Raw genomic sequence first — 24,063 nt, forward strand, 5'->3', positions numbered from 1 at the left:
TTGCATTATGCGGCCGGGTTCAAAGGAACCGGCGACCTCAAAGACGGCCTAATATGCGTTATCAATTGTCCTCGCGTCGAATCAGCATGAAGCAACTATTCCCTAGCACCGCCCTCGCCCTGTTTGTCGGCCTCAGCGTTCTGCCGATGTCAGCCAGCACTTTCGCCGCCAACAGCTGGGATAATCTTCAGCCGGACCGCGACGAAGTGGTCGCCAGCCTGAACGTAGTCGAGCTGCTAAAGCGGCACCACTACAGCAAGCCGCCACTGGACGACAAACGTTCAGCGATCATCTACCAGAGCTACATCAAGCAACTGGATCCGTCGCGCAGCTATTTCATGGCCAGCGACATTGCCGAATTCGACAAATGGCAGTTCCAGTTCGACGACTTCCTTAAGAGTGGCGACCTGAACCCGGGGTTCACTATTTACAAACGCTATCTGGACCGCATCAAGGCGCGTCTGGACTTTGCGCTTGCAGAACTGGCCAAGGGTGTCGACAAGATCGACCTCACCACCAAGGAAACCCTGCTGGTTGACCGCAAGGACGCCGCATGGCCCAAGGACACCGCCGAACTCGACGACCTGTGGCGCAAACGCGTCAAGGATGAGGTTCTGCGGCTGAAGATTGCAGGCAAGGACCCGGCGAAAATCCAGGAAACCCTGACCAAGCGTTACAAGAATCAACTGGCACGTCTGGGCCAGACCCGCGCAGAAGATGTGTTCCAGGCGTACATCAACACCTTTGCCATGTCCTACGATCCGCACACCAACTACCTGTCGCCAGACAGCGCGGAGAACTTCGACATCAACATGAGCCTGTCGCTGGAAGGCATCGGCGCCGTGTTGCAGAGCGACAACGACAACGTGAAGATCGTGCGTCTGGTGCCGGCAGGTCCTGCGGCCAAGACCAAGCAGGTGGCTCCGGCCGACAAGATCGTTTCGGTCGCTCAGGGCGACAAGGAGATGGTCGACGTCATCGGCTGGCGTCTGGATGAAGTCGTCAAGTTGATCCGTGGTCCGAAAGGCTCCGTGGTCCGCCTGGAAATCATTCCGGCCAGCAATGCGCCGAACGACCAGACCACCAAGATCGTAGCCATCACCCGTGAAGCGGTGAAGCTTGAAGAGCAGGCAGCGAAGAAGTCGATCCTGCACATCAAGCAGGATGGCAAGGATTACAAACTGGGCGTCATCGATATTCCCGCCTTCTACCTGGACTTCAAGGCCTACCGTGCCGGCGATCCTGAGTACAAGAGCACCACCCGTGACGTGAAGAAACTGCTGACCGAGCTGCAGGCCGAGAAGGTCGATGGCGTGGTGCTGGATCTGCGTAATAACGGCGGTGGTTCGCTGCAGGAAGCCACCGAGCTGACCAGCCTGTTCATCGACCGCGGCCCGACCGTGCTGGTGCGCAACGCGGACGGCAAGGTCGATGTGCTGGAAGACGAAGCCAAGGGCGCGTTCTATAAAGGTCCGATGGCGCTGCTGGTTAACCGCCTGTCTGCGTCGGCGTCGGAAATTTTCGCGGGCGCCATGCAGGACTACCATCGCGCGCTGGTGATTGGTGGACAGACCTTCGGCAAGGGCACCGTGCAGACCATTCAGCCGCTCAACCATGGCGAGCTGAAACTGACCCTGGCCAAGTTCTACCGGGTGTCCGGACAGAGCACCCAGCATCAGGGCGTCGTGCCGGACATCACCTATCCGTCGCTGATCGACACCAAGGAAATCGGCGAGAGCGCACTGCCTGAAGCCATGCCTTGGGACAGCATCAAGCCGGCGATCAAGCCTGCCATTGATCCGTTCAAGCCATTCCTGGCGCAACTTCAGGCACGGCATGAAGCGCGCTCTTCCAAGGATGCCGAGTTCGTGTTCATCGAGGATCGTCTGGCCCTGGCCAAGAAACTCATGAACGAGAAGACCGTCAGCCTCAACGAGGCCGACCGTCGTGCCGAGCACGCGTCCATCGAGAGCAAGCAGCTTGCGCTGGAAAACACCCGCCGCAAGGCCAAAGGTGAAGAGCCGCTCAAGGAACTGAAGAAAGAGGATGAAGACGCGTTGCCGGTGGAAGACGAGAAGACCAAGCCGGAAGACGATGCTTACCTGTCTGAAACCGGTCGCATTCTTATCGATTACCTCGGTCTGAGCGCGTCGGTTGCCAAGAAGTAAGCCGCAGATGACGGTTGATGGCCAATTAGCAGCAACGGTCATCAAACAGTCATGAATCTGTCGTGAAATGACGGGCTGAACGCTAACGCGTTCAGCCCTTTTTATTGCCATCGAGACCATCATGACTGTAACTGAACAGCTGGGCGCACTGAGTTCCATTCTGGCTCGCGGCGACTTGCACAGCCTGTTTCAGCCAATTGTCTCGCTCTCGGAGCGCAGCATTCTGGGTTACGAGGCGTTGACCCGCGGCCCGTCCAACAGCCCGCTGCATTCGCCTCTGAACCTGTTCGCTGTCGCCCGCCAGGCTGGCCGCCTCAGTGAGCTGGAACTGACCTGCCGCGAAAGCGCCTGTCGCCGGTTCAGCCAGCAGCAGTTGCCCGGCAAGCTGTTTCTCAACGTGTCTCCGGAATCCCTGCTCGAAGCCTCGCACCCGCCGGGCCGCACGCTTGAAATGCTGCGTCGCTACAACATCGCGCCCAAGAATGTAGTGATCGAACTGACCGAGCAAATGCCAACCGACGATTTCGATTTGCTCTACAACGCACTGCATCACTATCGGGACATGGGTTTTTCCATTGCGCTGGACGATCTGGGCGCAGGCTATTCCAGTCTGCGACTGTGGTCAGAGCTGCGCCCGGATTACGTGAAGATCGACCGGCACTTCATCGACGGCATTCACCAGGACGCCGTGAAGCGAGAGTTTGTCGGTTCCATGCTGCAAATGGCCAGAGCGTCCAGAGCCATCGTGATCGCCGAAGGCATCGAGCTGCCCGAAGAACTCGCGGCCCTGACCGACATGGGCGTGGATCTGGTGCAGGGCTACCTGCTGGCACGTCCTCAGGAACGCCCGTCACGCGACACGCGCGCCATGCTGCCCAAGGCAGAAGCACCGCCACCGGCACTGAACGAAGACGCCGCCGACCTCTCTGCCCTGCTCAGTCCACAGCCTTCAGTGAGTCAGTCCACCCCGACGGCTGATGTACTGGAAGCCTTTCGCAAGCAGGCCAACCTCAACTCACTGGCGGTGCTGGACGACGACGCAAGGCCTTGCGGTATCGTCCATCGCCATTCGCTCTCAGAAGCCCTGCTGAAGCCGTTTGGCACCGAACTGTTCGCCCGCAAGCCGATCAGCCGTTTGATGAGCGATGATTTTTTGGCTGTGGAAGTCAGCCAGTCGCTGCAGCAGGTCAGCCGCCTGCTTACCAGTCGGGCGCGGCAGCGCATCGAAGAGGATTTCATCATCACCCTCAACGGCGCTTATCTGGGACTGGGCCGGGTAATCGACGTGCTCAAGCTGATCACCGAGATGAAGATCCAGCAGGCGCGCTACGCCAACCCACTGACCCTGCTGCCGGGCAACGTGCCGATTCAGCAGTGTTTGACACGCCTGTTGCAGCAAGGTCGCGAGTCGATGATCTGTTACGTGGACATCGACAGCTTCAAGCCCTTCAACGACATTTATGGCTATGCACGCGGTGATGAAGTGCTGCTGTGTCTGGCGCAATGCCTCAACGACCGGGTGGACCCGAGCAGGGACTTCGTCGGCCATATCGGCGGCGATGATTTTCTGATGGTGCTGGGTTTCGACGACTGGGAAAGGCGTCTGAACAACCTACTTGAGGATTTCCAGAACCAGTGCCGCCGCTTCTACCGGGCCGAACACCTGGAAGCCGGCTGCTTCGTCGCACTCAACCGTCAGGGACAGCGTCAGGAGTTTGCGCTGCTGTCACTGTCGATTGGCGTGGTGCACCTGCGGGAAGAGAGCTGCGCTCAGATCAACGCCAGCCAACTGGCCGACCTGGCCTCGCAGGCCAAGCACTTCGCCAAGGACGTGGCGGGCGCCAGCATTCATGTCATCGACTCGTCGCGGCTGGATCTGCTGGTGGATGCGTGAGGTATTAACAGGCGGGACGGGGAGCGTCGTCACATTTGGCAAAGGCTAGAAGTCTGATAAACCCTGCGTTTGAAAGCTGCCAATCAAACGCTGCCCGCCTGCACTTCCACTTCCGGATAGCTGTACTCGAATACCCGCACTACTTCGGCGGCGTGCCATGACGCGGCAGCCACTCCGTCGGACGGGCCGGAGAAACGACCCAGTCGTTCGACGCATTCAAAGAAGCCGGGACGTGGCAGGCGGCTTGCGCCCTGGCTGATCACCAGTGAACTGCGCAGTGGCTGTTCGGCACGGGCATCCATGGCGGCCAGATGCTCGAGCGCTGCGGTCAGTGTCTGCATGGCCGGACTCGGGAACTGCAAACGCTCCAGCAAGGCACGGTAAGTCACAAGATGCCGCTGACGGCGGGCATGGTTCAGCTCGTTCAGCAATCCGTCCCAATGCTGACGACTGATGCGCACGCTCATGACTCACCCCGCCAGCCCGGCACGCCCAGCTCCCATGCAAGGCTGCGCTTGATGGCCGCGTCGGGTTCACGCGTGCCGTTTTCGATCAATTCCAGGTATGAAGGGCTGATACCGACCGCGCGTGCCAGCGTGGCGACTTCCAGGCCCTTGGCAGTGCGCAACGCACCCAACTGGTCGAACGCAGGATGTTCAGCAACTTCAGGTGCTGGCTGAGCAGTCTCGGGGCGGAGCTTTTCGGCAAAGCCAGCGGCTTTGAGCAGCGCCTGATATTGAGCCCAGGGGAGGACTGCGTACTCCGGCTCACCATCACGAGATATCACTTGAAGATCCATAGACTCCCCTTGCAGGAAAACGCCACAGGTTGGAAGGCCTGTTCCATAGGGTGGCATCTTAACAGCGGAACGCTACGGGTTGCTCAAACGCTTCACTCGATGCGTTTCTCTTTCTCCAGCAATGCCTGGGTTTCGGGCAGTCGCTCGACCACCACCAGTTTTTCAGGTGGCTGCTGATCACGCCAGGCGCGGAACGCGTCGAGTTCGTCGGTCAGGTGCTTCATCACCCAGGCCAGCACGGCGATGTCGTCGAACATCCCCAGCCCCGGAATCCAGTCAGGTATCGCATCCAGCGGACTGAGGAAGTACATCAGGCCCGCCACGATGGACAGAATGGCCTTGGGGCTGATGTCACGGTACTCACCGCGCCAGTAAGCCAGGCACAGGCTCTGGAGAAGGCGCAGGTCATCCTTGAGCTTGCCCAGGCGACTGCCTTCACTGTTGCCCTTGCGCGCCACGGCGAACAACAGCCCCGGCAGGCGCCCCGCCGCGAGAAGTCGGCGCGCTCCTGGCAGGTAACGGATCAGGTTCCACGGTGCTTTCATGTTCACTCCCGCTCAGAAAAGGTGACGGTGCACATCGGTTCGATAACCTGCCGGTGGGGATGCCGCAAGGTTATCCACATTTGTTGTGGATAACCTTGTGAACAGCCGCCCTTTTTTACCTTGAAGTCCCCGTTTTCAGGGGCTTTGGGTTAGATCGGGCGTTTTTTACTCACATAAAAAAACCCACGAATTCGTTGACTTGGAACACTGTTGAGGCTAGCCCATCAGGCAAAACGGACTGTCAGACAATATTCTTCTCACGATCATGATAGTGGGACTGTAAGCGCCGCCAAGCGTTCGGCAAATAACCCACACACAAAAACGCCCTGTCGAGACAGGGCGTTTTCAGTAGCCAGGTGTTGCGTTACTTCTTGGCGGGAGCAGCCGGTTTGGCCGGAGCCGCCTCTTCTTCATCTGCATCAGGCGCCTGAGCAGCTGCCGGATCCTTGATGCCCAGCAGTTCCAGGTCGAAGACCAGAACCGAGTTGGCAGGGATCAGCGGGCTCGGGCTCTGCGCACCGTAAGCCAGGTCGCTAGGGATGAAGAGTTTGATCTTCTCGCCTACGTGCATCAGTTGCAGGCCTTCAACCCAACCCGGGATCACACCGCCAACCGGCAGATCGATCGGGCTGCCGCGCTCGACGGAGCTGTCGAACACCTTGCCGTCAGTCAGCTTGCCTTCGTAATGAACGGTTACGACATCAGTCGGCTTGGGCTGAGCGCCATCACCCTTCTTGATGATCTGATACTGCAGACCCGAAGCGGTGGTGACGACACCTTCTTTCTTGCCATTTTCTTCGAGGAATTTCTTGCCGGCAGCTGCCGACTCTTCACTCATCTTGGCCATACGCTCTTCGGCACGCTTCTGCAGCGCGGCGAAAGCTTCAACCAGTTCTTCGTCTTTCAGTTTCTGATCTTTCTTGCCGACAGCGTCTTCGATACCCAGGGCCACAGCCTTGGAATCCAGATCATCCATGCCTTCCTGAGCCAGGCTTTTGCCCATGTTCAGGCCGATGCCATAAGACGCTTTTTGTGCCGGAGTTTTCAGCTCGACAGTGCTGGCTTGCTTGTCACAACCTGCGAGTACCAGACCGACCAGGGCAATCGCCGCTGCCAACCGATGCTGTTTCATGCTAATTCCTTGTTCATGCGCCAAAAGGGCAAACGAGTAAAGCCGCGAGCTTATCAGGCCGCCGCGATCAATGGCTACCGGCATCAGAGAGACAAAAGGCCGATAAGTTCAGGTATCCAAAGGTTTTACCGGTTTGACACCTGAGCGTTCAGTTGCAGTTCAGCTCTGGAACCTCATGCATACCCGCTCATCGTTATACACAAGTCAGCCTCAACACTGATCGTGCCCATGCGCGTGGGCATGCCGCCCGTGACGCTCCGCGTCACAAATGGCACAGACTGTGGATTCAGTGAGCCGAGCGCATGGCTCCAGTCACCTTTTCGCCCCTCGGCGACTTACTTTGAGAGGCCAAAGTAAGCAAAGCCTTTTGCTCCGGTTCCGGCCCCGGCTTCGCCGGGGTTCCTTCGTCCTGACACTGATTCGGGGGTCGCTGCAAATGGGCCATCCATGGCCCAGTGCAGCTCAATCGGCATCCATGCCGATTGCCCCCGAATCAGCGCCAGGACTCAGCCTTCACCCACGTCGCAATCGGCGGTGTTCATGCCATCGCGCTACAAAAGCGCATCAGCGCTGCTGCCCCACTGGATAGCCAGATGACTTGTGCATAACGATGAGTGCATACCCGCCGGGGTCGATGCAGATCGCAATGTGTGGCACGGGAACGCCGGGCTCATCGATGGAGCGCGCAGCCGCTTCCAATTGGTATCCCGACAACCAATTCATATGAAGGACGACATGAAATTAAAGATAATTTTTAACTTTACTGCGATGTGGTTCGATTCTCTGCGCGGGGCATCACTGCCCTGAACTGCCACGGCCATCGATCGACGCCCGAGGCTTCATGCAGTTTTCAGCTATCAGGTAGGCCCTATGCAACATCAGCAATGCTCGACTTCCAAGGCCCCGGCTCGCTTATCTCGCAAACCCACATGCCAGTGGGCCGTTCTCGCTGCAGCGATCCTGCTGCCTATGAGTAGCGGAGCATTTGCCACCGCATCACCTGCACCGCCAGCGCAAGGCATCAAGGCCTTCAGGTTATGCACCGGTCCTGACAACCTGTCGCACGTTATCCAGGGAACGCTGGATCAGAGGGCAGTGGCGGATGCCAGCGCACTCAACTTCAAGGAAACGCCGGCGCATGCAACCTATGACTGGCACCCAGCGCCGCAGGAGCAGTACGTGATCACGCTGTCAGGCACGCTGGAGTTTTCCACCACCGGCGGCGAGAATTTCGTCCTGCACCCCGGCGAAGTCTTGCTCGCACAGGACACCACGGGACTTGGCCATCGCTGGAAGCTCATCGACGATCAGCCATGGCGCCGCGCTTATATCCTTACAAAATCGAATGCCGCGAAAGCGTTCATTGCAAAACCAGGCAGCTATGACAAGGGCGGGTGTCAGGCCTGAGTTGATCGTTGCGCGACCGGCACGGGCTCGGACATCTCGATCAGGTTCAGATCGGTGATGAAACAGTCAGATGATCCCGAGCTTGCGCCACTGCGCCCGGGTATCGGCGTCAATGCCGTGCGCTTCCAGTACCGTATCCGTGTGTTCGCCGAGGGTCGGAGCCGCCGAGCGCACCTGGCCCGGAGTGTCCTGCAACTTGGGCAGGATGCCCGGCAGCGTTACAGGTGTGCCGTCGTCCAGGGTGCTTTGCAGCAGCATGTCCCGCGCCAGATAGTGCGGGTCGCTGGCGATGTCGGCGGCGTCGTAGATCTTGCCTGCCGGGATCCGCGCCTCATTCAAGGCATTGAGCACTTCGTCCAGCGAACGCTCGGCGGTCCATGTCGAGATCGCTGCATCGATACGCGCCACATGTCGGACCCGACCATCGTTGTGAGCAAGGTCGGGATCATTGGCGAGGTCCATGCGGCCAATCTTTTCCATCAGCCTTCTATAGATGCTGTCGCCATTGCCTGCCACGAGCGCGTATTTGCCGTCATTGCAGCGATAGGCATTGGTGGGGGCGATGCCCGGCATGCTGCTGCCAGCCGGTTCGCGAACGACGTTGAACACTGAATATTCGGGAATCAAACTTTCCATCATGTTGAACACCGACTCGTACAGCGCAACGTCGATCTGCTGCCCTGCCCCGCCGTTCTGATCACGATGACGCAGAGCGAGCAGAATACCGATCACCCCGTGCAGCGCCGACAGCGAATCGCCGATCGACACACCGACCCGAACAGGCGTACGCCCCGCTTCACCCGACAGATGCCGCAGACCGCCCATGGCTTCGCCTATCACCCCAAACCCCGGTCGGTCGCGGTAGGGGCCGGTCTGTCCGTAACCGGAAACCCTCAGCATGATCAGCCGTGGATTGAGCGCATGCAGTTCTTCCCAGCTCAGCCCCCAGCTTTCGAGGGTGCCAGGACGGAAGTTTTCGATGAGTACGTCGGCATCGCGAATCAGACGGCGAACCGTTTCCTGTGCCTGCGGCTGACGCAGATCGAGGGTGACCGACTTCTTGTTACGTGACTGCACCGCCCACCACACCGAAGTGCCGTTGTGCAGCAAACGCCATTTACGCAGCGGGTCGCCCGTCAGCGGCGGCTCGACCTTGATGACCTCCGCGCCGAACTCGCCGAGCATTTTCGCGGCAAACGGCCCGGCGATCAGTTGCCCCAGTTCTACGACCTTGATGCCCTGAAGAGGTAAGTTCATGACGCTTCCACTCTGGTTCGAGAACACCGGATGATCCGCGCAAATGCAAGGAATGAAAAGTCACTGATCAAAAGCAGGCAAAAAGCCCCGCGATGGCGGGGCTCCTGTTGCGCGCTTGACTTACTGAGTGCAGGCCAGTTGAAAACTCATGGCCGAATCACCGGCAGGTTCGTTCTTGCCCACCATAAGGCCCAGCACATTGACCTTTTCAGTTGTCGCCGCGCCGCCCAACTTGGTGTGACCGTATAACAGACGATCATAGTCGGAGGTATCAATCGAAGACACCGAGCAGAAACCAGGTGCCTGTTTGAACAGCCCTTCCGCGAACAGAACTTCATACGTTGCGAAGTAATCTTTCTGATTGGTCAGCTTCACCGCCTTGATCCATGCAGAAGATTGCGCTACGACGCGACCTTGTTGATCAATGGTCGCCGTATGCAGCGCTGAAGAGGCCATGACACCGGCAGAAACCGCCATGGCGCAAGAGACCATTAGTCCTTTGATACAGTTATTCATATAAATCCCTTTATAGTTTCCAACGACATAAATGTATTTTACGAACCGATTATTTCCTATAAGACAATCGATCCATACTCAGTGCCAGCCCTTGAAAGCGCCAGCCAACGCAATGCAGCTAATACCAGAGACCCACGAAAAGCAAGCTCAATACAGGCGCTTTAACTTATAACTAACCAATTACAAAACACCCGGACAATTCGTACAACACTCAGAATCGATAACTGACAGGATCGATAAACTTTAACCCGCATAAGAAAACCGTATTGATGAGGTCGTTGCTATCAGGAATTTCATCAAGACATGTCTATCTGCCATCGACAAACCTGCTATCTTCGCGGCGCGAATAACGGTTCCCGTCATTTCCTCGTCATTAACCGTCGGTAGGGTCTGCGCAAAATTGGAACCTTCCCATTCCAGCCTTTACCGAACGCACTGATGGAAACTCCTACGTGACAAACGTAAAACTGCTGCGCCGCGCGTTCCTGCTTCAAGCCTGTGCCATGACCACCGGTGTCGCACTTGCCGCTTCGCCTGCGTCGCCCCTGCTTACAATGCCGCAACACAAGGGCACCAGGCCCTCTGACGTCAATCGCAAATTCTTCGAGAACGGCAAGGCGCGGCCGTTCGCCGGGAATACGATCATCAGTCAGATTCCGTTGCGAACACCGCTGAGCGACGCGCTCACCACTGTCAGGAATACACTGGCCGCCCAGCAGTTCAGTCAGTGCCTGAGCCTGCTGCCGCCCTCCAGTTACCACATGACGGTCTTCGAAGGCGTGATCGACGAACAGCGCAAACCGCCGTTCTGGCCCGTTGAGGTCGCCAAAGACGCCAGTGTTCAAGCCTGCACGGATTACTTCACCGAACGCTTGATTGACTTCGATCTCGACGATGAATTCGAGCTGCGGATGCAGGTAGACGACTTCAATGTTCACAAGGACAGCGGCGCCACGATTCGGCTTGTTCCGGCCAGCGTGCAGGAAAACAAGAAACTCCGTGACCTGCGTGATCGCCTGGCTCAGCGCCTGGGTATCCGCGCACCGGATCATGATCAGTACGGGTTTCACATCTCATTGGGCTATCTGGTGAAGTGGATGACCGACGCACAAACCCTTGAATATGCGGCCGTTCAGCAGAAATGCCTGACGTTCCTGCGCGAGACCCTCGAGGTGTTCGCGCTGGATGCACCCAGATTCTGCACCTTCAACGACATGCTGACGTTCGACGACAAGTTCGCCATTGGCAAGCAGCCTGAAACGATTTGAAACGGCGCCTTTTGAATGCGCCCCCCTCAAGCAGAACGCATCATCCACAGCAGCACCGTGCGTTGATTCATCGCGGTCCTGAAGATTCAGAGGCGGGAGATACCAGCACCCGCGACGTACCGTCAAAGTGAACTGGATGACCTGATTGATACCGATATCGCGACGATTGAAGCGGTACTTCAAGCCTTGCAAACAGTGCCAGCGGCGACCGAGAAAAAGCAGAAGCCCAAGCGCACTGAATTGCATTGCCAGCAGAGGTTCCACGCACGGTGATCAGAATGCTTAAATTGATGTCCGCAATTCACGTGGCGACAGGCCATAGTGTGAGCGAAAGCGCACCGCATCGGCGATGTAGTGACCGGGAAGGCCGGGGAAGTTTGAGATACCAAGCTCGCGCCCGGCCGGCATCAAAATCAGATGCTGCGGCCCTGCACGCATCTCCCGATCATCCCATTGCAACAGTTTTTCCCCCTGTCGCACTCGACACAGGGTGGTCACGAACACCGGTACCCTTGGCAGGGCAAGGGGCTGTCGCGCCCGTATGACACACGCATCGATAATGTTTTCCCGGTGCTGTATGCCGTCACAAGGGCGCATCGTTCTTAACGTCCGTAAGTTGAAGTAATGGTCGCTTTGGCCAGGGCGTTGGCATTGAGCATGAACCCAACCAAGGCGCCACTGGCCTCACCGTCGAGAGGTAGCTTATCTACTTTCAATGCCCATACGGTGAATTGATAGCGATGGGGTTTATCCCCTACAGGTGGGCAAACCCCGCCAAATCCCGGCTGGCCATAATCGGTTCGCCCTTGTACCGCACCGGCAGGCAGGTTCGCCCCCACGCCTCTTGGCAAACTATTGGTAGAAGCTGGAAGGTTAACCACCGTCCAATGCCACCAACCGCTACCGGTCGGTGCATCGGGATCGTAGACCGTGATCGCGTAGCTTTTAGTGCCTACGGGGGCGTTTGTCCAAGAAAGCTCAGGAGAAGTGTTTCCACCTTCGCAACCGAAGCCTTGGAACACTTCGCGATTGTTCAGCGAGCGGTTGTCAGCAATATCCCGGCTGGTCAGTGAGAAGTCGGCAGCGTATCCACTGAGTGCTACTGCCATGGAAAGTGCAGGCAGGATTAGCCTGATGCTCATTGAGGCTCCATCCGAGTCTTAAAGTGAAGCCCGATTCTAGGTTGAATAAAGAGTAAGGACTGTGCCGAAATGCTCGACAACAGTGCCGAAACGCTCGATTGCTTCAGGCAAACTATTGACTCCCGACCTGTGTGGGCCAGACGCTTACCAAACAATGCGGGACGATAACTAAATAATAATTGAAGGCGCGTACAGGCTTAGAGAGTCGGAGGATGACCTGCCCCATAAACCTGCCACGCTCAGACCAGGGTTCACCGTGAGTGACTCACCAAAGCGCTAAATCATAGGTCAAATAAAGCCGGTTATCGTCATGATTGGCTGAGTAATCCGTACGAAATGTAGCCCCACGATATTCAAGACCGAGCCCTTTGAACGCTCCGCTCTGCACCACGTACCTCAGTGTAGAGTCACGTTCCCACTCACTGGCTGCGCGTTTTTTGTACTCTCCGCCACCGGCGGTGTAATACCGACTCATAAAGGAGAGCCCCGGAAATCCTAGCCCGACAAAGTCATAATCATAGCGAAGCATAGCGGTATGCTCGTTAGCCTGAACAAATTTACCGACGTTGGCATTAGTGAACGAGTAGACTGAACCGCCATTAATATAGGGCAATGATGTCTCGCCCGTTACTTTCTGATAACCCAGGCCGACGGCATGATTTCCATACCCCAGTGTCCATAACCCACTGAACATCGTAGCGTCGACATTTCCGGCCCAAGCGCTACCCGACTTGTCACTCGAAAAATATCGCAGATCCGACGTCAATGAAAGCGAACCAAAATTCAGCTTGTGATTCAGCCCCAAAAACGTCTGACTGTAGAAATCCTCCATCGTCCCGTAGTAATACGACAGACTGAGCTGCTTACCTAAACTGTACCGCCCCCCCGCAAAATCAAAATCGGCATCTTTGGCACCGCCATAACCAACGGGTGTAAAACCTTCATTATTAGAAGAGTTGCGCAGTTTTTCTTGATCCAGATGGCCGGCTTGAACATAGAGCCCCTCAATCCCCCTGTACTCAATCTGACTGCCAGTGACTGTTTGCGGCAGGATACGCCCGTCATTGGTTACCAACACGGGAATTTTAAGCTCCGATGTCCCCTGACTGAACAACGCATCCCGGTATCTTGCTTTACCGGTCAGGCCAACACTGGAGAACTCCGACACCGCATGCCCGTCAGAATTGACGGGCAGCAAACCTGTATTGGTGTGCGCCGGACTTGAATCCAGACGAAGGGCCGCCAACCCTTGACCTTCCAATGCAAAGCCAACCGTCCCAGGCGTAAAACCGGATTTTACATTCAATAACACCCCTTGCGCCCACTCACGGCGGTCATTGGCACTTTCATGATAGTCATCATTAAAATAATAGTTTCGAAACTGTACGTTTGCATGCGAGCTGTCTGAAAACCCTTCTGCATTACTTTTCGGAACCAGGCCAATCATTAATGACGCACACAGAAACCCACCACGTCTATAAACACAACGCATACGATCCTCCACGCTTTTTTGGATTTTTTTTAGCAGTCGGAGAGCCCGAGAAAAAAGCAAACCCTTTATTGTTTTTCTAGACACACGTTCGTCCAGACACGACACTATTAGGGAAATTACAAGCCCACAAGAGTATGAGTATCACGCATACATCTATGCGAATTTTCGCGAGGCCGAGTCAGCTACAACAATCGATGAAAGAGAGGAGTAGCAGCATGAACTTCAAGCAACTCGAAGCCCTTCAGGCAATCATCGCGACAGGCTCCACCACGGGAGCCGGCTCCAGAATGGGCCTATCACAATCTGCCGTCAGTCGGCTTCTAGGGCAGCTTGAGGAGTCTCTGGGAATAATCCTGTTCGCACGGAAGAAAGGACGCCTGATCGCGACACCCGAAGCTGCTGAACTACTGGCAGAAATAAGCAAGGTCGTGGATCAGATCCAGAGAGTCCAACGTCTGGCGGATGAGATTCGATTAGGAGGCGTGCGCAAGACGTTGATCAAAGTTGGGGTGCCCACGAGCATGGCCCAGCAGATGATGCCTCGTGTGGTGTCTGGTTTCCTGAAGCAGCATGAAGACTCTGTTGTGGAGATCGTATCGGGCTCCTACGAAACGATCGAGCGGGCCATTCTGGATCGCTCGGTCGACCTTGGAATTATTCGGATGCCCAGCGAGATAGCTGACTTCGAGATCGATTACACCGTCACCACGGAGGCCGTTTGTGTAATGCCTGCCGAGCACCCCCTGAGCAAGCAATCGTTTGTTTCAATCGAAGACCTGAGAAACACCCCCCTCGTCCTGCTGGGGCGACAACGCACACTGCGCACCGATTTAGACCTGGCCTTTCGCGCCGCCAATTTGAGACCACAGGTCAGAGTAGAGGTCCACTCGGCAGCTGTTGCCTGCGGGTTTGTAGCAGAGGGGTTAGGCGTATCGATCATCAACTCCCTGCTGGCGTCCCATTTCGAACAGCTTCCCATCGTATCTCGCCCGTTGAAACCATTGATTGAATATACATTTGGATTAGCCTTTCACCCCAGCCAGCCTCGTTCCACGGTGGTGGACGATTTTGCCAGGCACCTTATCGCCTACCTAAGCGACCGGAGCGCCACATAAAAAGCCATAAACGCATAAGGGTATCTCGATAAGTCATAATCTTGCGGACCCAAACAGTTGCTTGATAAGGTCAGTTTGAATCAAATCGATAACAGAAAAATAAAAAAGAGATCCCCTCATGAGCGTAAACATCGAGCACCTCATAACCCACAACAAGAAACAGTCGACTGACCCACACCCAGAAAAATAAACGGTACTTTTGCACCCACTGCCAATGAGCCAGAACCGTGTTCTGTTTTATAAAAGTTAGCGCCTGTGCGCGAGCAAGAGTGTTCTACCATGACAGTCATCACCCCACACAACACCCCTGTCGACGGGACCGTTTCTGACAACAAGCCCTCGACATCCAGCACGCAAATAAATCCGGCAGTTATTTTATTGGCCATCGTCTTCGTGGCTGTGCTGCTCACGTATATCGTCGATTCCGGGGAATACACGCGAAAAGGCGAGCTTGTATTACCTGGCACTTTCCAGTCGCTCGAAAAAAACAGTTCTCCCCTCCACCTGTTCAGCGTCGATGGCCGTAAGGAGACTGATGTCAAACCCGTTTCGATCATTGAGGGACTCATGGCAATCCCAAGGGGGCTGGTTAAGCAGTCCGGCTTGATTTTCATGGTCATCTTGATCGGCGGTATGTTTGGTGTGCTCAACAAGTCAGGGACAATAGATTCCGGCTTGACCCGCATGTTGGCCCTTGCCAGGGGAAATATATACCTATTGGTCCCCTCCATCATGCTGATACTTTCATTGGGCAGTTCGTGTCTCGGGATGGCCAAAGAATACGTCATGGTCGTCCCTCTGATGGTGGCCATGGCCCATAGAATGGGACTACCTACCATTATCGGACTGGCCATTGTGGTCATCTCGGTCAAGATTGGCTTTCTTTCATCCATTTCCAATCCCGTCGCGTTAGGCATTGCTCAACCTATTGTCGGCCTGCCCGTATTCAGCGGGATGGGAATGCGCGCGGCGACCTTCGTTGTATTCATGCTGGTGGGTACCGCGTTCGTCCTGATGTGCATTCGCCGCACGGGAGTCGACGTCAGAGCCCATGTCATCAATGACGACAAACGCCTTTCCGTTCGACATGTAGTCACCCTGATTGCCCTGCTGGCAGGCGTAAGTTTTCTCGTTTATGCCTCCAATACGTGGAAATGGAAATTCACTGAACTCAGTGCCTACTACATCGGGATGAGCATTGTTTTCGCGGCCATCAGTGGTATCGGCGCAACAGCGGCGGCAGATGCGTTCCTGAGCGGTATGAAGAAGGTCATGATGGCGGGCCTCCTGATTGGACTGGCCACTGCGGTAGAGGACGTTCTTTCCACCGGGAAGATTCTGGACTCCGTAGTGAATGGCCTGGCGGGCCTGATTGGTGGGCACAGCCCCGTTGTTTCAGCTTTCGGTATGTTTTTTTCCCAGCTGTTTCTCGATGTATTGATTCCGTCTACTTCGGGAGGCGCTGCAGTCACGATGCCCATTTTTGGTCCACTTGGCCAACTGACCGGTGTGACGGCTCAGACAAGCGTCTACGCGTTTTTACTGGGGCATGGGCTGACCAACATGATCACGCCGACATCCAGTGGCTTGCTGGTACTGCTCGCCACTGCGCAAGTAGGTTGGGGACAATGGGCGCGTTTTATTCTTCCACTGTTCGTTACTTTCTTCTGCATCGCACTCGTCATGCTCGCCATTGCGGTCTCCATTGGTTATTGATTAAGCCGCCGTGTTCTTCGAACAGGGCGCTTCAAAGGGTCTATTGATGAACACTACTTCCGTATCCGGTTTTGATGCGCTGGAGGTTCTGCACGATCAGCGGATAACCGTGCGCGACGGCATTGCCCTGGCAACGGATATCTATTTTCCTCGTGATCGAAGCGGCGCACTGCCGGTCATTATCGAACGCACCCCCTACGACAAAACCCGTCCGTCTCGATCGGAACTTAACATTGACGGACATTTGCTAACGCGTGAAGAAATGGCGGCCCGTTTTGCCGCCGCAGGGTTCATTACCGTGTTCCAGGATTGCCGAGGCCGATACGCATCAGAGGGAGAGTTCGTCAAATACTTGTCCGAAGGCGAGGATGGATTCGACACCTTGGTCTGGTTGCTTGAGCAGCCATGGTGTAACGGCAGGATTGGCAGCATGGGACTTTCTTATGCGGCACATACTCAGCTGGCAATGGCATGCCTGAATCCACCCGGGCTCATGACAATGGTGCTGGACTCCGGTGGTTTTTCCAACGCTTATCACTGTGGTATCCGACAAGGCGGCGCCTTCGAGCTCAAACAGGCAACCTGGGCTTATAAACAAGCGCTGCAAAGTCCAGCGGCGCTGGCAAACCCCGCTGTATTAAAAGCGCTCAAAGGGGAAGATATTCGGCACTGGTTTACACATATGCCATGGGTACGAGGTCAATCGCCGCTGCGCCACGTCCCGGAATATGAGGACTATTTGTTCGAGCAATGGGGCAAGGGAAGTTTCGGTCCTTATTGGGAGCAGATCGGGATCAACGCCGAGCACCATTACCACAATGTGCCGGATATCCCGATCCTGCACATGTCCAGTTGGTATGACGCCTATGTCGGCTCCACGCTGAAGAATCGAACCTCACTGAGTGAATCCAAACGCGCCCCACAACACTTGATAATGGGACCGTGGCTACACGGTGATCGCAACATCACTCACAGCGGCAACGTCGATTTCGGCCCATCTGCAGCGTTTGATGGCCAGGTAGACACTGACTGGTTGACCTGCCGTATACGCTGGTTCGAACAGTGGCTGACACCCAACGATGAACACCACTCCACTGCCGCTGTTCAAGTGTTCCTGATGGGGGGCGGCACCGGTCAGCGCGGTGAGGATGGGCGGCTGCAACACGGAGGCAATTGGTTGAGTGGCGAAACGTGGCCTCTGCAAGGCAGCCGGGAAAAGGTGCTTTACCTGCACCACAACCTCAGCCTGACATTGCAGTCGCCAACCGACACTGACGCGAGCATGAGTTACATATGCGACCCGGAACAGCCGGTTCCAACCATCGGCGGAGCCCTGACCTCCGGCGCCCCTGTGTTCTTTGGTGGGGCTTTTGATCAACGTGAAACGCCCGAGTTTTTCGCCAGCCAAGGCAACAATCTTCCGCTGTGCGCCAGACCGGACGTGCTGTCTTTTCAAACAGCGCCGCTGGAAGAAGATCTCATCGTGGCCGGTCCGCTGTCGATTGAACTCTGGGTGGAAAGCGATGGACTGGACACCGACTTCACCGCCAAGTTGGTCGATGTGTACCCTGCCTCTGCTGACTATCCACAGGGTTATGCCATGAATATTACCGATGGCATCTTGCGCTGCCGTTATCGGGACGACTGGTCGACCCCCTCACTGATGACGCCAGGGGAACGCGTAAACATTCGGATCGAACCGTTCGCGACCTGCAACCGATTTGCCAAGGGGCACAGGCTGCGACTGGATATCGCCAGCAGTAACTTCCCTCATTTTGACGTAAATCCCAACAGCGGTGAGCCTGAGGGCCAGGGCCTGCGAAAAATGAAAGTACTCAACACAGTGCACATGTCCAGGCACTGCCCTTCCCGCTTGATATTAACTGTTCTGGAGGGCCCTGAGCAGCTTCGATAACACCCCTGAACTGTTGGGTACATTTTAAGATTCCAATCACCTTTTCAACGACGCTCCTCTTCAACCAAGCCGTGTTTAACCGAGCTATGAAGAGCGCTCACACTCGCCTCGGAGTCAGCATGCGAACCGTGATAAACCAACTCAATACTATCTGCGAAGAACAGCCTTATATCACCGCCTGGTACTTCAAGAACCTGATCACCGGGGAAGTTGCACACCGATTCGGTCATATTCCATTCGTGGCGGGAAGTACGCGCAAGACGTCGATTTTGATGGCGGTACTTCGTGAAGTACACAGAGGACATCTCGATCTCAACGAACCCATACGGTATGAGGAGCGACTCCGTGAGGGCGTGATGTCCGGAACATTCAAATACCTGACACCGGGGTTCAGCATCAGCCTGCGAGATGCGCTGGTCCAGATGATTATCGTCAGCGACAACGTATGCACTCGCATGGTGTTGGAGCGTATCAGCCTCGCCCGGATCAACGACTTTTGCCAGTCATTGGATATGGGCAATACCTCCCATCGAAATACAATTCCTCGTCCCGACCTGGCCATCGACCACAAACTTGAAGAAGTCACCACTACGTCTGCCTTCGATCAAGGCCTGCTATACGACCTGATCCTCCAAGGCAGTGTGAACCCTGCAACTGCGACCTTGCTCGGTTGCTCGTCTGAACAATGCGCCTTCGCTCTGGATGTTCTCAGCTGGCAGAAGCTTCGTACCAAGATGGCCTCATTACTACCGGCGGATACGAAGATCGCACACAAGGGAGGGACCGGTAAGCGCGGTCGAATGGATGGCGGCATCGTCTTTCGTGACGGAGCTCCGCTGTTTATTTTCACGGGCTACACCGATCAGGTTCCGCTCGTCATGCCTGACGGATTGCCCGGCTATGCGTCAGCGTTCTCGACCTTGGGAAGATTGGCACGAACCTGTTGGGATTCCATCCCGGCAACCGGAGCACTGACGCATGGATAAGCAACTTGATAAAAGCGCAAACGCCAATAAAACGCCTGGAGAACTCTCATCCTCCTGGACTTCGGCCAATGTCGAAGAAGGCTTCACCTTGGTAGCAGTGGGCGACCTGATCATTTCCGATGCCATCCATGCGCGCGTGCACCGTCGCTCCCCGGATCTACTAAATGTGCTGAAAAACGCTGACGTGACCTTCGGTAATTTCGAAGGCACCGCCATTGATCTTCAGCAGTACTCAGGCTATCCATCGGCCTTGTCAGGGGGCTCTTGGTTGATCAGTACACCCGCTGTGGCCGAGGATCTGAAGACGATGGGCTTCAATCTGGTCAGCCGGGCAAACAATCACAGCACCGACTGGGGCGTTCAGGGTATGCGCAGCACAGACGAACTGTTTCGTCGTGCCGGCGTCGTGCAGGCAGGGACAGGGGAAACACTCGCCCAGGCCAGCGCACCCGCGATGTTGAACACCCCTGCCGGGCGAGTCTCACTGGTAGCCGCAGCCTCCCGCTTCGAGGCCGATGCTCGTGCCATCGATCCACTGGGTCAGATCCAGGGGCGGCCTGGCCTCAACGCTCTGCGTACCACCCGATTCGTGCTGGTCTCCGAAGAGCGCCTGCATCAACTGGCCGAACTGCGTGACTCTCTCCCTAAAGGGATGATGCGACGCTCAGTGCTGGCGAGCGATGCTAAAAACCAGCTCGTGACGCTGTTCGACACCAAGTATCGGGCCCGTACTCAACTGGATAAGGAGGTCGAGTTCTCTTTCACGCCGGATGAACGAGACAGGCTCCGTATCTTGCATAGCATCCGGCAGGCCAAACAGACGTCTGACTTCTCGGTGTTTTCGCTGCACACCCATGAGCCGGGCAACTATTGTGAAACACCACCTGACTTCATGCCGACCATCGCTCGCCAAGCTATTGATAACGGTGCCGATGCGGTGATTGGACATGGTCCGCATCAACTCCGGGGTATCGAAATCTACAAGGGGAAGCCTATCTATTATTCGTTGGGCAATTTCTTTTTCATGGAAAATCAACAATTCCCTATTACGCGGGATGAGTACGAAAAAGACCGTGTCGAGCCCGGTGCCATGACGGAAGCCGAATTCATGGAGCACCGTCGGGTACACGGTGTGTTCAAGGAGCAGATCTGGTACGAGAGCGTGATCGCGGTAAATAGATTCAGCTCGACCGGCACATTGCAAGAAGTGGTGCTGCACCCGGTGGAAATGCATTGGCAAGACGAGCGAGACGCGGATAGAGGCATTCCACGACTGGCTTATGGCGCTGATGCCCAGCGAATTCTGACACGTTTGCAGCGACTCTCTGCGGCCTACGGAACATCGCTCGAAATCGCGGGAGACCAGGGGGTTATCCGATTCTAAATGCCAGGTTGAAGGTGCCATTTCCGGGTGCCTCCAACTGCACAAAGCAACCTGGACGGCATAGGTACTCAGTTGGTTGGCATGCAGACGATATCCGCACCCTGCATGGCCAACAGCCGATAGACTTCCGGTAACCAGACGCCATAGTTGCGGCTCACCAACTCGGGTACTACAGCAATCTTCGCACCGGCGCCGGATGCTTCCTTGATCGAGCGCAGCGACACTTTCAGGGTTTCAGCCTTGTAGGCAACTCGTGGCTCCATTTGTAATGGCCGCCACCGTAGTGCTCGGAAATCTCTGGGGTTCATCAGAGGTTCGCGGCGCTGACATTTTATTTTTTCCAAAAAAAGCCCCCGAATGCGCATCTGTAGAAAAACCTGTTTCGCCGAAAAACTGAACAGGTTCCGACTACCCGAAACGCGCCTCTGTAATGTTCCTGTCACGAGTGATCAGTAGATTCACTAAAAATTAGAACGTTCTAATTTTAGAAAATATCTCAAGCTGTCAGTCCCCACGCACCAATGGAATTAGCCCGATGACGGACGTCAATACGTTTCGCCGTGTCTTTTTGCTGCAGGCCTGCACTCTGACTGCCAGTGCTGCATTTGCTGCATCCCCTGCGTCAACCATCCTCACAATGCCTCGGACCAAGGGCGACAAACCCTATGACGTCGACCGTAAATTTCATCCGGACGGGACGGCTCGTTCGTTCGCCGGAAATACCATCATCAGTCAAATACCCTTGCGCACTCCCATCAACGATGCGCTCACGGTAGTCAGAAATACCCTCGCGACACACGGATTCAACCGGTGCCTGAGCCTGCTCCCCCCTTCCAGCTATCACATGACTGTATTTGAAGGGGTCATTGACGAACAACGCAAGGCACCGCTGTGGCCCACTGACGTTCCCCGCGACGCATCGGTGCAAACATGCACACAACACTTTACCGAACGCTTGAAGGACTTCGTGTTGGACGAGAACTTCCAGCTCCGGATGCAGATCGACGATTTCAATGTTTACAAAGACAGCGGTGCCACGGTGCGACTGGTTCCAGCCAACATGCACGAGCGCAATAAACTTCGTGATTTGCGAGATCGTTTAGCGCAATGCCTGGGCATTCGCTCCGCGGATCATGACAACTACGGATTCCACATCACACTGGGCTATCTAGTGCAGTGGATGGACGCTCGACAAACCCAAGACTATGCGACGGTTCAACACGATTGTCTGGCTTATCTGCACAAAACCCTCGGCGTGTTGGAGCTGGATGCGCCCCGCTTCTGCACCTTCAACGACATGCTGGCTTTCGATGACAAGTTCGCCATCGGTCAGCGCCCAGACACGCTTTGAACGCGCACACCCACGTCTCTACAGCGAGCATGCATATGCCATCGTTCAGTCCATGCCGGCGCCCCAGCCCGGATTATTATCAAGCGCCCATTGTGGCCAAGGCAGCGTTCGTCCTGGCGAATAACGAACCGACAAAACTATCAACGACGGTCGTGACGCACTACCACCGCAGGGAGATTTTGCTGTGTCTGCTGTTGGCGATGGCAGGCCACGGTTTAGTGGGATGGTTTTTGTTCCAAAGTCCTGCCGACAGTGAAGTCATCCCGGCACCGCTACCCGTGGTCATGCAATTAGTAGCGCCACCCATAGCGCCACCCATAAACGCATCAGCGCCAACTGAACCGGCGGCGGCCCCCCCGCCTCCCGAAGCGACACCGGCGGTCTCGACTCCGGCACCGCAACCCGCAAAACCGACGCCGAAGCCTGCCGCGAAAAAGCCCGCTGCAGCCAATAAAGCACCGCCACAAAGCCAGCACACAGAGCAGCCCGGCAAAGAGGTGGCGGCTCCGCAACAGACAGCCATCGCCAAGCCTCCCGCCCCCGCGCCGGAGCAGGCGCTGGTGGGGCCTTACGGACGCGCGGGTTACCTGAATAACCCACCACCGACTTATCCCCCCATTGCAGCTCGATTGCACCAGCAAGGTGTTGTGGTGCTGCGAGTTCATGTACGGGCCGACGGTCATCCTGAGCAAGTCCAGGTGTTCACATCGAGCGGATTCGACAGCCTGGATCAGGCGGCAATCAAGGCCGTCAATCAATGGACATTCATGCCCGCCAAGCGCGGAGAAGTCGCCACGGATGGCTGGGTCAACGTTCCTCTCGCCTTCAAACTTTCAAACTGAGGTTCCTTATGAATAACGCCTACGCCACCCTCATTACCCAGACATCCCTCGGGATCCTGCTGTTCTTCTCCGTGATCACCTGGCTATTGCTGATGCTCAAGGGCCTGAACCAATGGAAGCAAAGTCGAAAGAGCCGCGACTATATACGAGCGTTCAAAGCCGCCGGCAGCCTTGAAAACGCACTGAACCTAGAGCAGAACGGTAGTGCCGCCGCACGCTTGGGAGCCACTGGCGCACAGGTGCTGACGACTCGACAAGGCATGAGCGAACTGGGTCACCCCTGGAATCGCCAGGACTTGCTGGAGCGTAATCTGCACCAATTGATTGTCGATGAACGACGAGAGATGGAAAGCGGCCTCGGCTGGCTGGCAAGCATTGGCAGCACCGCACCTTTTATCGGCTTGTTTGGTACGGTCTTCGGCATCATTCATGCGCTGAGCGCTATCAGCACGGCCAAGTCCGCGAGTATAGCGGTCGTCGCAGGGCCTATTGGCGAAGCCTTGATTGCCACCGGGGTCGGTATCGCCGTCGCGGTACCCGCAGTACTTGCGTACAACTTCTTCATGCGTCGCGTGAAACTGCTGGTTGCTGATCTGGATAAATTTGCGGTCGAGTTTCTCAATCTCTCACAGGTGCATGCATTTCAACTGCAGCGGCCAACCTCAATAAACCGCAGCACAGAAAACAGCGCATTAAGCGGGGTTATATAAAATGGCGTTTTCAAACAATCAAACTGACGATGTCATCAGTGATATCAATATCACTCCGCTGGTCGACGTCATGCTGGTCTTGCTGGTGACCTTTATCGTCACTGCCCCCCTGCTGACCAACGCTATTGCCTTGAACCTGCCAGAGACTGTCGCTACCGGGGAGGCGACGCAACAACATGCGGTCGCCGTTAGCGTGGATGCGACGGGCCAGGTATTTCTGGACGCAAACATTACGTCGATGGATCAGCTACCGGCGACATTGCTAAACCTGCATCAACAGGAGCCTGACATCGCGATCACCTTGCGCGCGGACCGCAGCGCTGAATATGGAAAGGTTGCCCAGGTATTAGCGGACGTTCGCAATGCCGGTATTACCCAGTTGTCGGTGATAACAGAAACACCCTGACGCCAACCCCAAGCCAGC

22 protein-coding genes and 1 pseudogene are annotated in these 24,063 nt (G+C 55.9%); 13 read left to right on the forward strand and 10 right to left on the reverse strand.

What is annotated here, in order from left to right:
- The first annotated feature begins 86 nt into the window (after positions 1-86).
- Positions 87-2,168: a carboxy terminal-processing peptidase gene (locus tag CFBP1590_RS19290; protein ID WP_172669391.1), complete on the forward strand. Its 2,082-nt coding sequence runs from the start codon at positions 87-89 to the stop codon at positions 2,166-2,168.
- Positions 2,169-2,289: 121 nt separating this feature from the next.
- Positions 2,290-4,062: a bifunctional diguanylate cyclase/phosphodiesterase gene (locus tag CFBP1590_RS19295; protein WP_004879370.1), complete on the forward strand. Its 1,773-nt coding sequence runs from the start codon at positions 2,290-2,292 to the stop codon at positions 4,060-4,062.
- Positions 4,063-4,145: 83 nt separating this feature from the next.
- On the opposite strand, the gene CFBP1590_RS19300 is transcribed toward CFBP1590_RS19295, so the two are convergent.
- The 4 genes from CFBP1590_RS19300 to bamJ all read right to left on the reverse strand — a co-directional run bounded on the left by CFBP1590_RS19300 (position 4,146) and on the right by bamJ (position 6,538).
- Positions 4,146-4,529, reverse strand: a complete 384-nt coding sequence (locus CFBP1590_RS19300) for a hypothetical protein (protein ID WP_029241945.1) — start codon at positions 4,527-4,529, stop codon at positions 4,146-4,148.
- Positions 4,526-4,861 (reverse strand): helix-turn-helix domain-containing protein, encoded by a 336-nt coding sequence (locus CFBP1590_RS19305; protein ID WP_025995143.1) that lies wholly within the window; start codon positions 4,859-4,861, stop codon positions 4,526-4,528. The genes CFBP1590_RS19300 and CFBP1590_RS19305 overlap by 4 nt, the downstream gene beginning before the upstream one ends.
- 92 nt (positions 4,862-4,953) lie before the next feature.
- Positions 4,954-5,406, reverse strand: coding sequence for a YkvA family protein (locus CFBP1590_RS19310; RefSeq protein ID WP_004879364.1), 453 nt, complete (start codon positions 5,404-5,406; stop codon positions 4,954-4,956).
- Positions 5,407-5,770: 364 nt separating this feature from the next.
- Entirely contained in the window at positions 5,771-6,538 is a 768-nt protein-coding gene (bamJ, locus tag CFBP1590_RS19315; RefSeq protein WP_004879361.1) for a BamJ family beta-barrel-assembly machinery protein, read from the reverse strand.
- Positions 6,539-7,408: 870 nt separating this feature from the next.
- On the opposite strand from bamJ, the gene CFBP1590_RS27890 reads away from it, so the two are divergent.
- Positions 7,409-7,945, forward strand: coding sequence for a cupin domain-containing protein (locus tag CFBP1590_RS27890; RefSeq protein ID WP_088235758.1), 537 nt, complete (start codon positions 7,409-7,411; stop codon positions 7,943-7,945).
- 66 nt (positions 7,946-8,011) lie between these two features.
- On the opposite strand, the gene CFBP1590_RS19325 is transcribed toward CFBP1590_RS27890, so the two are convergent.
- Positions 8,012-9,202 (reverse strand): CaiB/BaiF CoA transferase family protein, encoded by a 1,191-nt coding sequence (locus tag CFBP1590_RS19325; RefSeq protein ID WP_088235759.1) that lies wholly within the window; start codon positions 9,200-9,202, stop codon positions 8,012-8,014.
- Between the two features lie 120 nt (positions 9,203-9,322).
- Positions 9,323-9,679, reverse strand: a complete 357-nt coding sequence (locus CFBP1590_RS19330) for a hypothetical protein (RefSeq protein WP_088235760.1) — start codon at positions 9,677-9,679, stop codon at positions 9,323-9,325.
- A 491-nt stretch (positions 9,680-10,170) separates the two neighbouring features.
- Between CFBP1590_RS19330 and CFBP1590_RS19335 the strand changes: the two genes are divergently transcribed.
- Positions 10,171-10,986: a DUF1868 domain-containing protein gene (locus tag CFBP1590_RS19335; RefSeq protein ID WP_088235761.1), complete on the forward strand. Its 816-nt coding sequence runs from the start codon at positions 10,171-10,173 to the stop codon at positions 10,984-10,986.
- 330 nt (positions 10,987-11,316) lie between these two features.
- Here CFBP1590_RS19335 and CFBP1590_RS19340 read toward each other — a convergent pair.
- The 3 genes and pseudogenes from CFBP1590_RS19340 to CFBP1590_RS19350 form a co-directional block, all read right to left on the reverse strand.
- Positions 11,317-11,583 (reverse strand): annotated as a pseudogene (locus tag CFBP1590_RS19340) (helix-turn-helix transcriptional regulator); the annotation flags it as partial.
- 5 nt (positions 11,584-11,588) lie between these two features.
- The gene (locus CFBP1590_RS19345; RefSeq protein ID WP_058431930.1) at positions 11,589-12,128 is read right to left on the reverse strand and encodes a YbhB/YbcL family Raf kinase inhibitor-like protein; all 540 of its coding nucleotides are present in this window, start codon (positions 12,126-12,128) and stop codon (positions 11,589-11,591) included.
- 265 nt (positions 12,129-12,393) lie between these two features.
- Positions 12,394-13,620 (reverse strand): OprD family outer membrane porin, encoded by a 1,227-nt coding sequence (locus tag CFBP1590_RS19350; protein WP_088235762.1) that lies wholly within the window; start codon positions 13,618-13,620, stop codon positions 12,394-12,396.
- 215 nt (positions 13,621-13,835) lie between these two features.
- Here CFBP1590_RS19350 and CFBP1590_RS19355 point away from each other — a divergent pair, with 215 nt between their 5' ends.
- The 5 genes from CFBP1590_RS19355 (at position 13,836) to CFBP1590_RS19375 (ending at position 20,736) form a co-directional block, all read left to right on the forward strand.
- Complete coding sequence (locus tag CFBP1590_RS19355) at positions 13,836-14,735, forward strand: LysR family transcriptional regulator (protein WP_029241951.1); 900 nt, start codon at positions 13,836-13,838, stop codon at positions 14,733-14,735.
- Between the two features lie 279 nt (positions 14,736-15,014).
- Positions 15,015-16,451 carry a YfcC family protein gene (locus tag CFBP1590_RS19360; protein WP_029241952.1) on the forward strand — a complete coding sequence of 479 codons (1,437 nt, stop codon included), beginning with the start codon at positions 15,015-15,017 and terminating at the stop codon, positions 16,449-16,451.
- A 46-nt stretch (positions 16,452-16,497) separates the two neighbouring features.
- A complete protein-coding gene (locus CFBP1590_RS19365; RefSeq protein WP_032663763.1) occupies positions 16,498-18,366 on the forward strand; it encodes a CocE/NonD family hydrolase in 1,869 nt (622 codons plus the stop codon).
- A gap of 119 nt (positions 18,367-18,485) precedes the next feature.
- Positions 18,486-19,352, forward strand: a complete 867-nt coding sequence (locus CFBP1590_RS19370) for a serine hydrolase (RefSeq protein WP_029241954.1) — start codon at positions 18,486-18,488, stop codon at positions 19,350-19,352.
- Positions 19,345-20,736 (forward strand): CapA family protein, encoded by a 1,392-nt coding sequence (locus tag CFBP1590_RS19375; RefSeq protein ID WP_058431926.1) that lies wholly within the window; start codon positions 19,345-19,347, stop codon positions 20,734-20,736. Before CFBP1590_RS19370 ends, CFBP1590_RS19375 begins: the two co-directional genes overlap by 8 nt.
- A 68-nt stretch (positions 20,737-20,804) precedes the next feature.
- Here CFBP1590_RS19375 and CFBP1590_RS19380 read toward each other — a convergent pair whose 3' ends face one another.
- Positions 20,805-20,999 (reverse strand): hypothetical protein, encoded by a 195-nt coding sequence (locus CFBP1590_RS19380; RefSeq protein WP_029241956.1) that lies wholly within the window; start codon positions 20,997-20,999, stop codon positions 20,805-20,807.
- A gap of 272 nt (positions 21,000-21,271) precedes the next feature.
- Here CFBP1590_RS19380 and CFBP1590_RS19385 point away from each other — a divergent pair, with 272 nt between their 5' ends.
- Genes CFBP1590_RS19385 through CFBP1590_RS19400 form a run of 4 tightly spaced genes read left to right on the forward strand, consistent with a single transcriptional unit; the run spans position 21,272 to position 24,045 of the window.
- A complete protein-coding gene (locus CFBP1590_RS19385; protein ID WP_029241957.1) occupies positions 21,272-22,087 on the forward strand; it encodes a DUF1868 domain-containing protein in 816 nt (271 codons plus the stop codon).
- A 35-nt stretch (positions 22,088-22,122) separates the two neighbouring features.
- Positions 22,123-22,929, forward strand: a complete 807-nt coding sequence (locus CFBP1590_RS28295) for an energy transducer TonB (RefSeq protein WP_080665186.1) — start codon at positions 22,123-22,125, stop codon at positions 22,927-22,929.
- An 8-nt stretch (positions 22,930-22,937) separates the two neighbouring features.
- Positions 22,938-23,639, forward strand: coding sequence for a MotA/TolQ/ExbB proton channel family protein (locus CFBP1590_RS19395; RefSeq protein ID WP_004879329.1), 702 nt, complete (start codon positions 22,938-22,940; stop codon positions 23,637-23,639).
- Between the two features lies 1 nt (position 23,640).
- Entirely contained in the window at positions 23,641-24,045 is a 405-nt protein-coding gene (locus CFBP1590_RS19400) for an ExbD/TolR family protein (RefSeq protein ID WP_004879328.1), read from the forward strand.
- The last annotated feature ends 18 nt before the right edge of the window (positions 24,046-24,063 follow it).

Origin of the sequence: Pseudomonas viridiflava (assembly GCF_900184295.1) — a bacterium.
In the GTDB taxonomy this organism is placed as follows: Bacteria; Pseudomonadota; Gammaproteobacteria; order Pseudomonadales; family Pseudomonadaceae; genus Aquipseudomonas; species Aquipseudomonas viridiflava.

Excerpts from the sequence above, each read along its gene's own strand:
- CFBP1590_RS19290 (WP_172669391.1), top strand. The coding sequence starts at position 87 with ATGAAGCAACTATTCCCTAGCACCGCCCTCGCCCTGTTTGTCGGCCTC.
- CFBP1590_RS19295 (WP_004879370.1), top strand. The coding sequence starts at position 2,290 with ATGACTGTAACTGAACAGCTGGGCGCACTGAGTTCCATTCTGGCTCGC.
- CFBP1590_RS19300 (WP_029241945.1), bottom strand. The coding sequence starts at position 4,529 with ATGAGCGTGCGCATCAGTCGTCAGCATTGGGACGGATTGCTGAACGAG.
- CFBP1590_RS19305 (WP_025995143.1), bottom strand. The coding sequence starts at position 4,861 with ATGGATCTTCAAGTGATATCTCGTGATGGTGAGCCGGAGTACGCAGTC.
- CFBP1590_RS19310 (WP_004879364.1), bottom strand. The coding sequence starts at position 5,406 with ATGAAAGCACCGTGGAACCTGATCCGTTACCTGCCAGGAGCGCGCCGA.
- bamJ (WP_004879361.1), bottom strand. The coding sequence starts at position 6,538 with ATGAAACAGCATCGGTTGGCAGCGGCGATTGCCCTGGTCGGTCTGGTA.
- CFBP1590_RS27890 (WP_088235758.1), top strand. The coding sequence starts at position 7,409 with ATGCAACATCAGCAATGCTCGACTTCCAAGGCCCCGGCTCGCTTATCT.
- CFBP1590_RS19325 (WP_088235759.1), bottom strand. The coding sequence starts at position 9,202 with ATGAACTTACCTCTTCAGGGCATCAAGGTCGTAGAACTGGGGCAACTG.
- CFBP1590_RS19330 (WP_088235760.1), bottom strand. The coding sequence starts at position 9,679 with ATGGCGGTTTCTGCCGGTGTCATGGCCTCTTCAGCGCTGCATACGGCG.
- CFBP1590_RS19345 (WP_058431930.1), bottom strand. The coding sequence starts at position 12,128 with ATGAGCATCAGGCTAATCCTGCCTGCACTTTCCATGGCAGTAGCACTC.
- CFBP1590_RS19350 (WP_088235762.1), bottom strand. The coding sequence starts at position 13,620 with ATGCGTTGTGTTTATAGACGTGGTGGGTTTCTGTGTGCGTCATTAATG.
- CFBP1590_RS19355 (WP_029241951.1), top strand. The coding sequence starts at position 13,836 with ATGAACTTCAAGCAACTCGAAGCCCTTCAGGCAATCATCGCGACAGGC.
- CFBP1590_RS19360 (WP_029241952.1), top strand. The coding sequence starts at position 15,015 with ATGACAGTCATCACCCCACACAACACCCCTGTCGACGGGACCGTTTCT.
- CFBP1590_RS19365 (WP_032663763.1), top strand. The coding sequence starts at position 16,498 with ATGAACACTACTTCCGTATCCGGTTTTGATGCGCTGGAGGTTCTGCAC.
- CFBP1590_RS19370 (WP_029241954.1), top strand. The coding sequence starts at position 18,486 with ATGCGAACCGTGATAAACCAACTCAATACTATCTGCGAAGAACAGCCT.
- CFBP1590_RS19375 (WP_058431926.1), top strand. The coding sequence starts at position 19,345 with ATGGATAAGCAACTTGATAAAAGCGCAAACGCCAATAAAACGCCTGGA.
- CFBP1590_RS19380 (WP_029241956.1), bottom strand. The coding sequence starts at position 20,999 with ATGGAGCCACGAGTTGCCTACAAGGCTGAAACCCTGAAAGTGTCGCTG.
- CFBP1590_RS19385 (WP_029241957.1), top strand. The coding sequence starts at position 21,272 with ATGACGGACGTCAATACGTTTCGCCGTGTCTTTTTGCTGCAGGCCTGC.
- CFBP1590_RS28295 (WP_080665186.1), top strand. The coding sequence starts at position 22,123 with ATGCCATCGTTCAGTCCATGCCGGCGCCCCAGCCCGGATTATTATCAA.
- CFBP1590_RS19395 (WP_004879329.1), top strand. The coding sequence starts at position 22,938 with ATGAATAACGCCTACGCCACCCTCATTACCCAGACATCCCTCGGGATC.
- CFBP1590_RS19400 (WP_004879328.1), top strand. The coding sequence starts at position 23,641 with ATGGCGTTTTCAAACAATCAAACTGACGATGTCATCAGTGATATCAAT.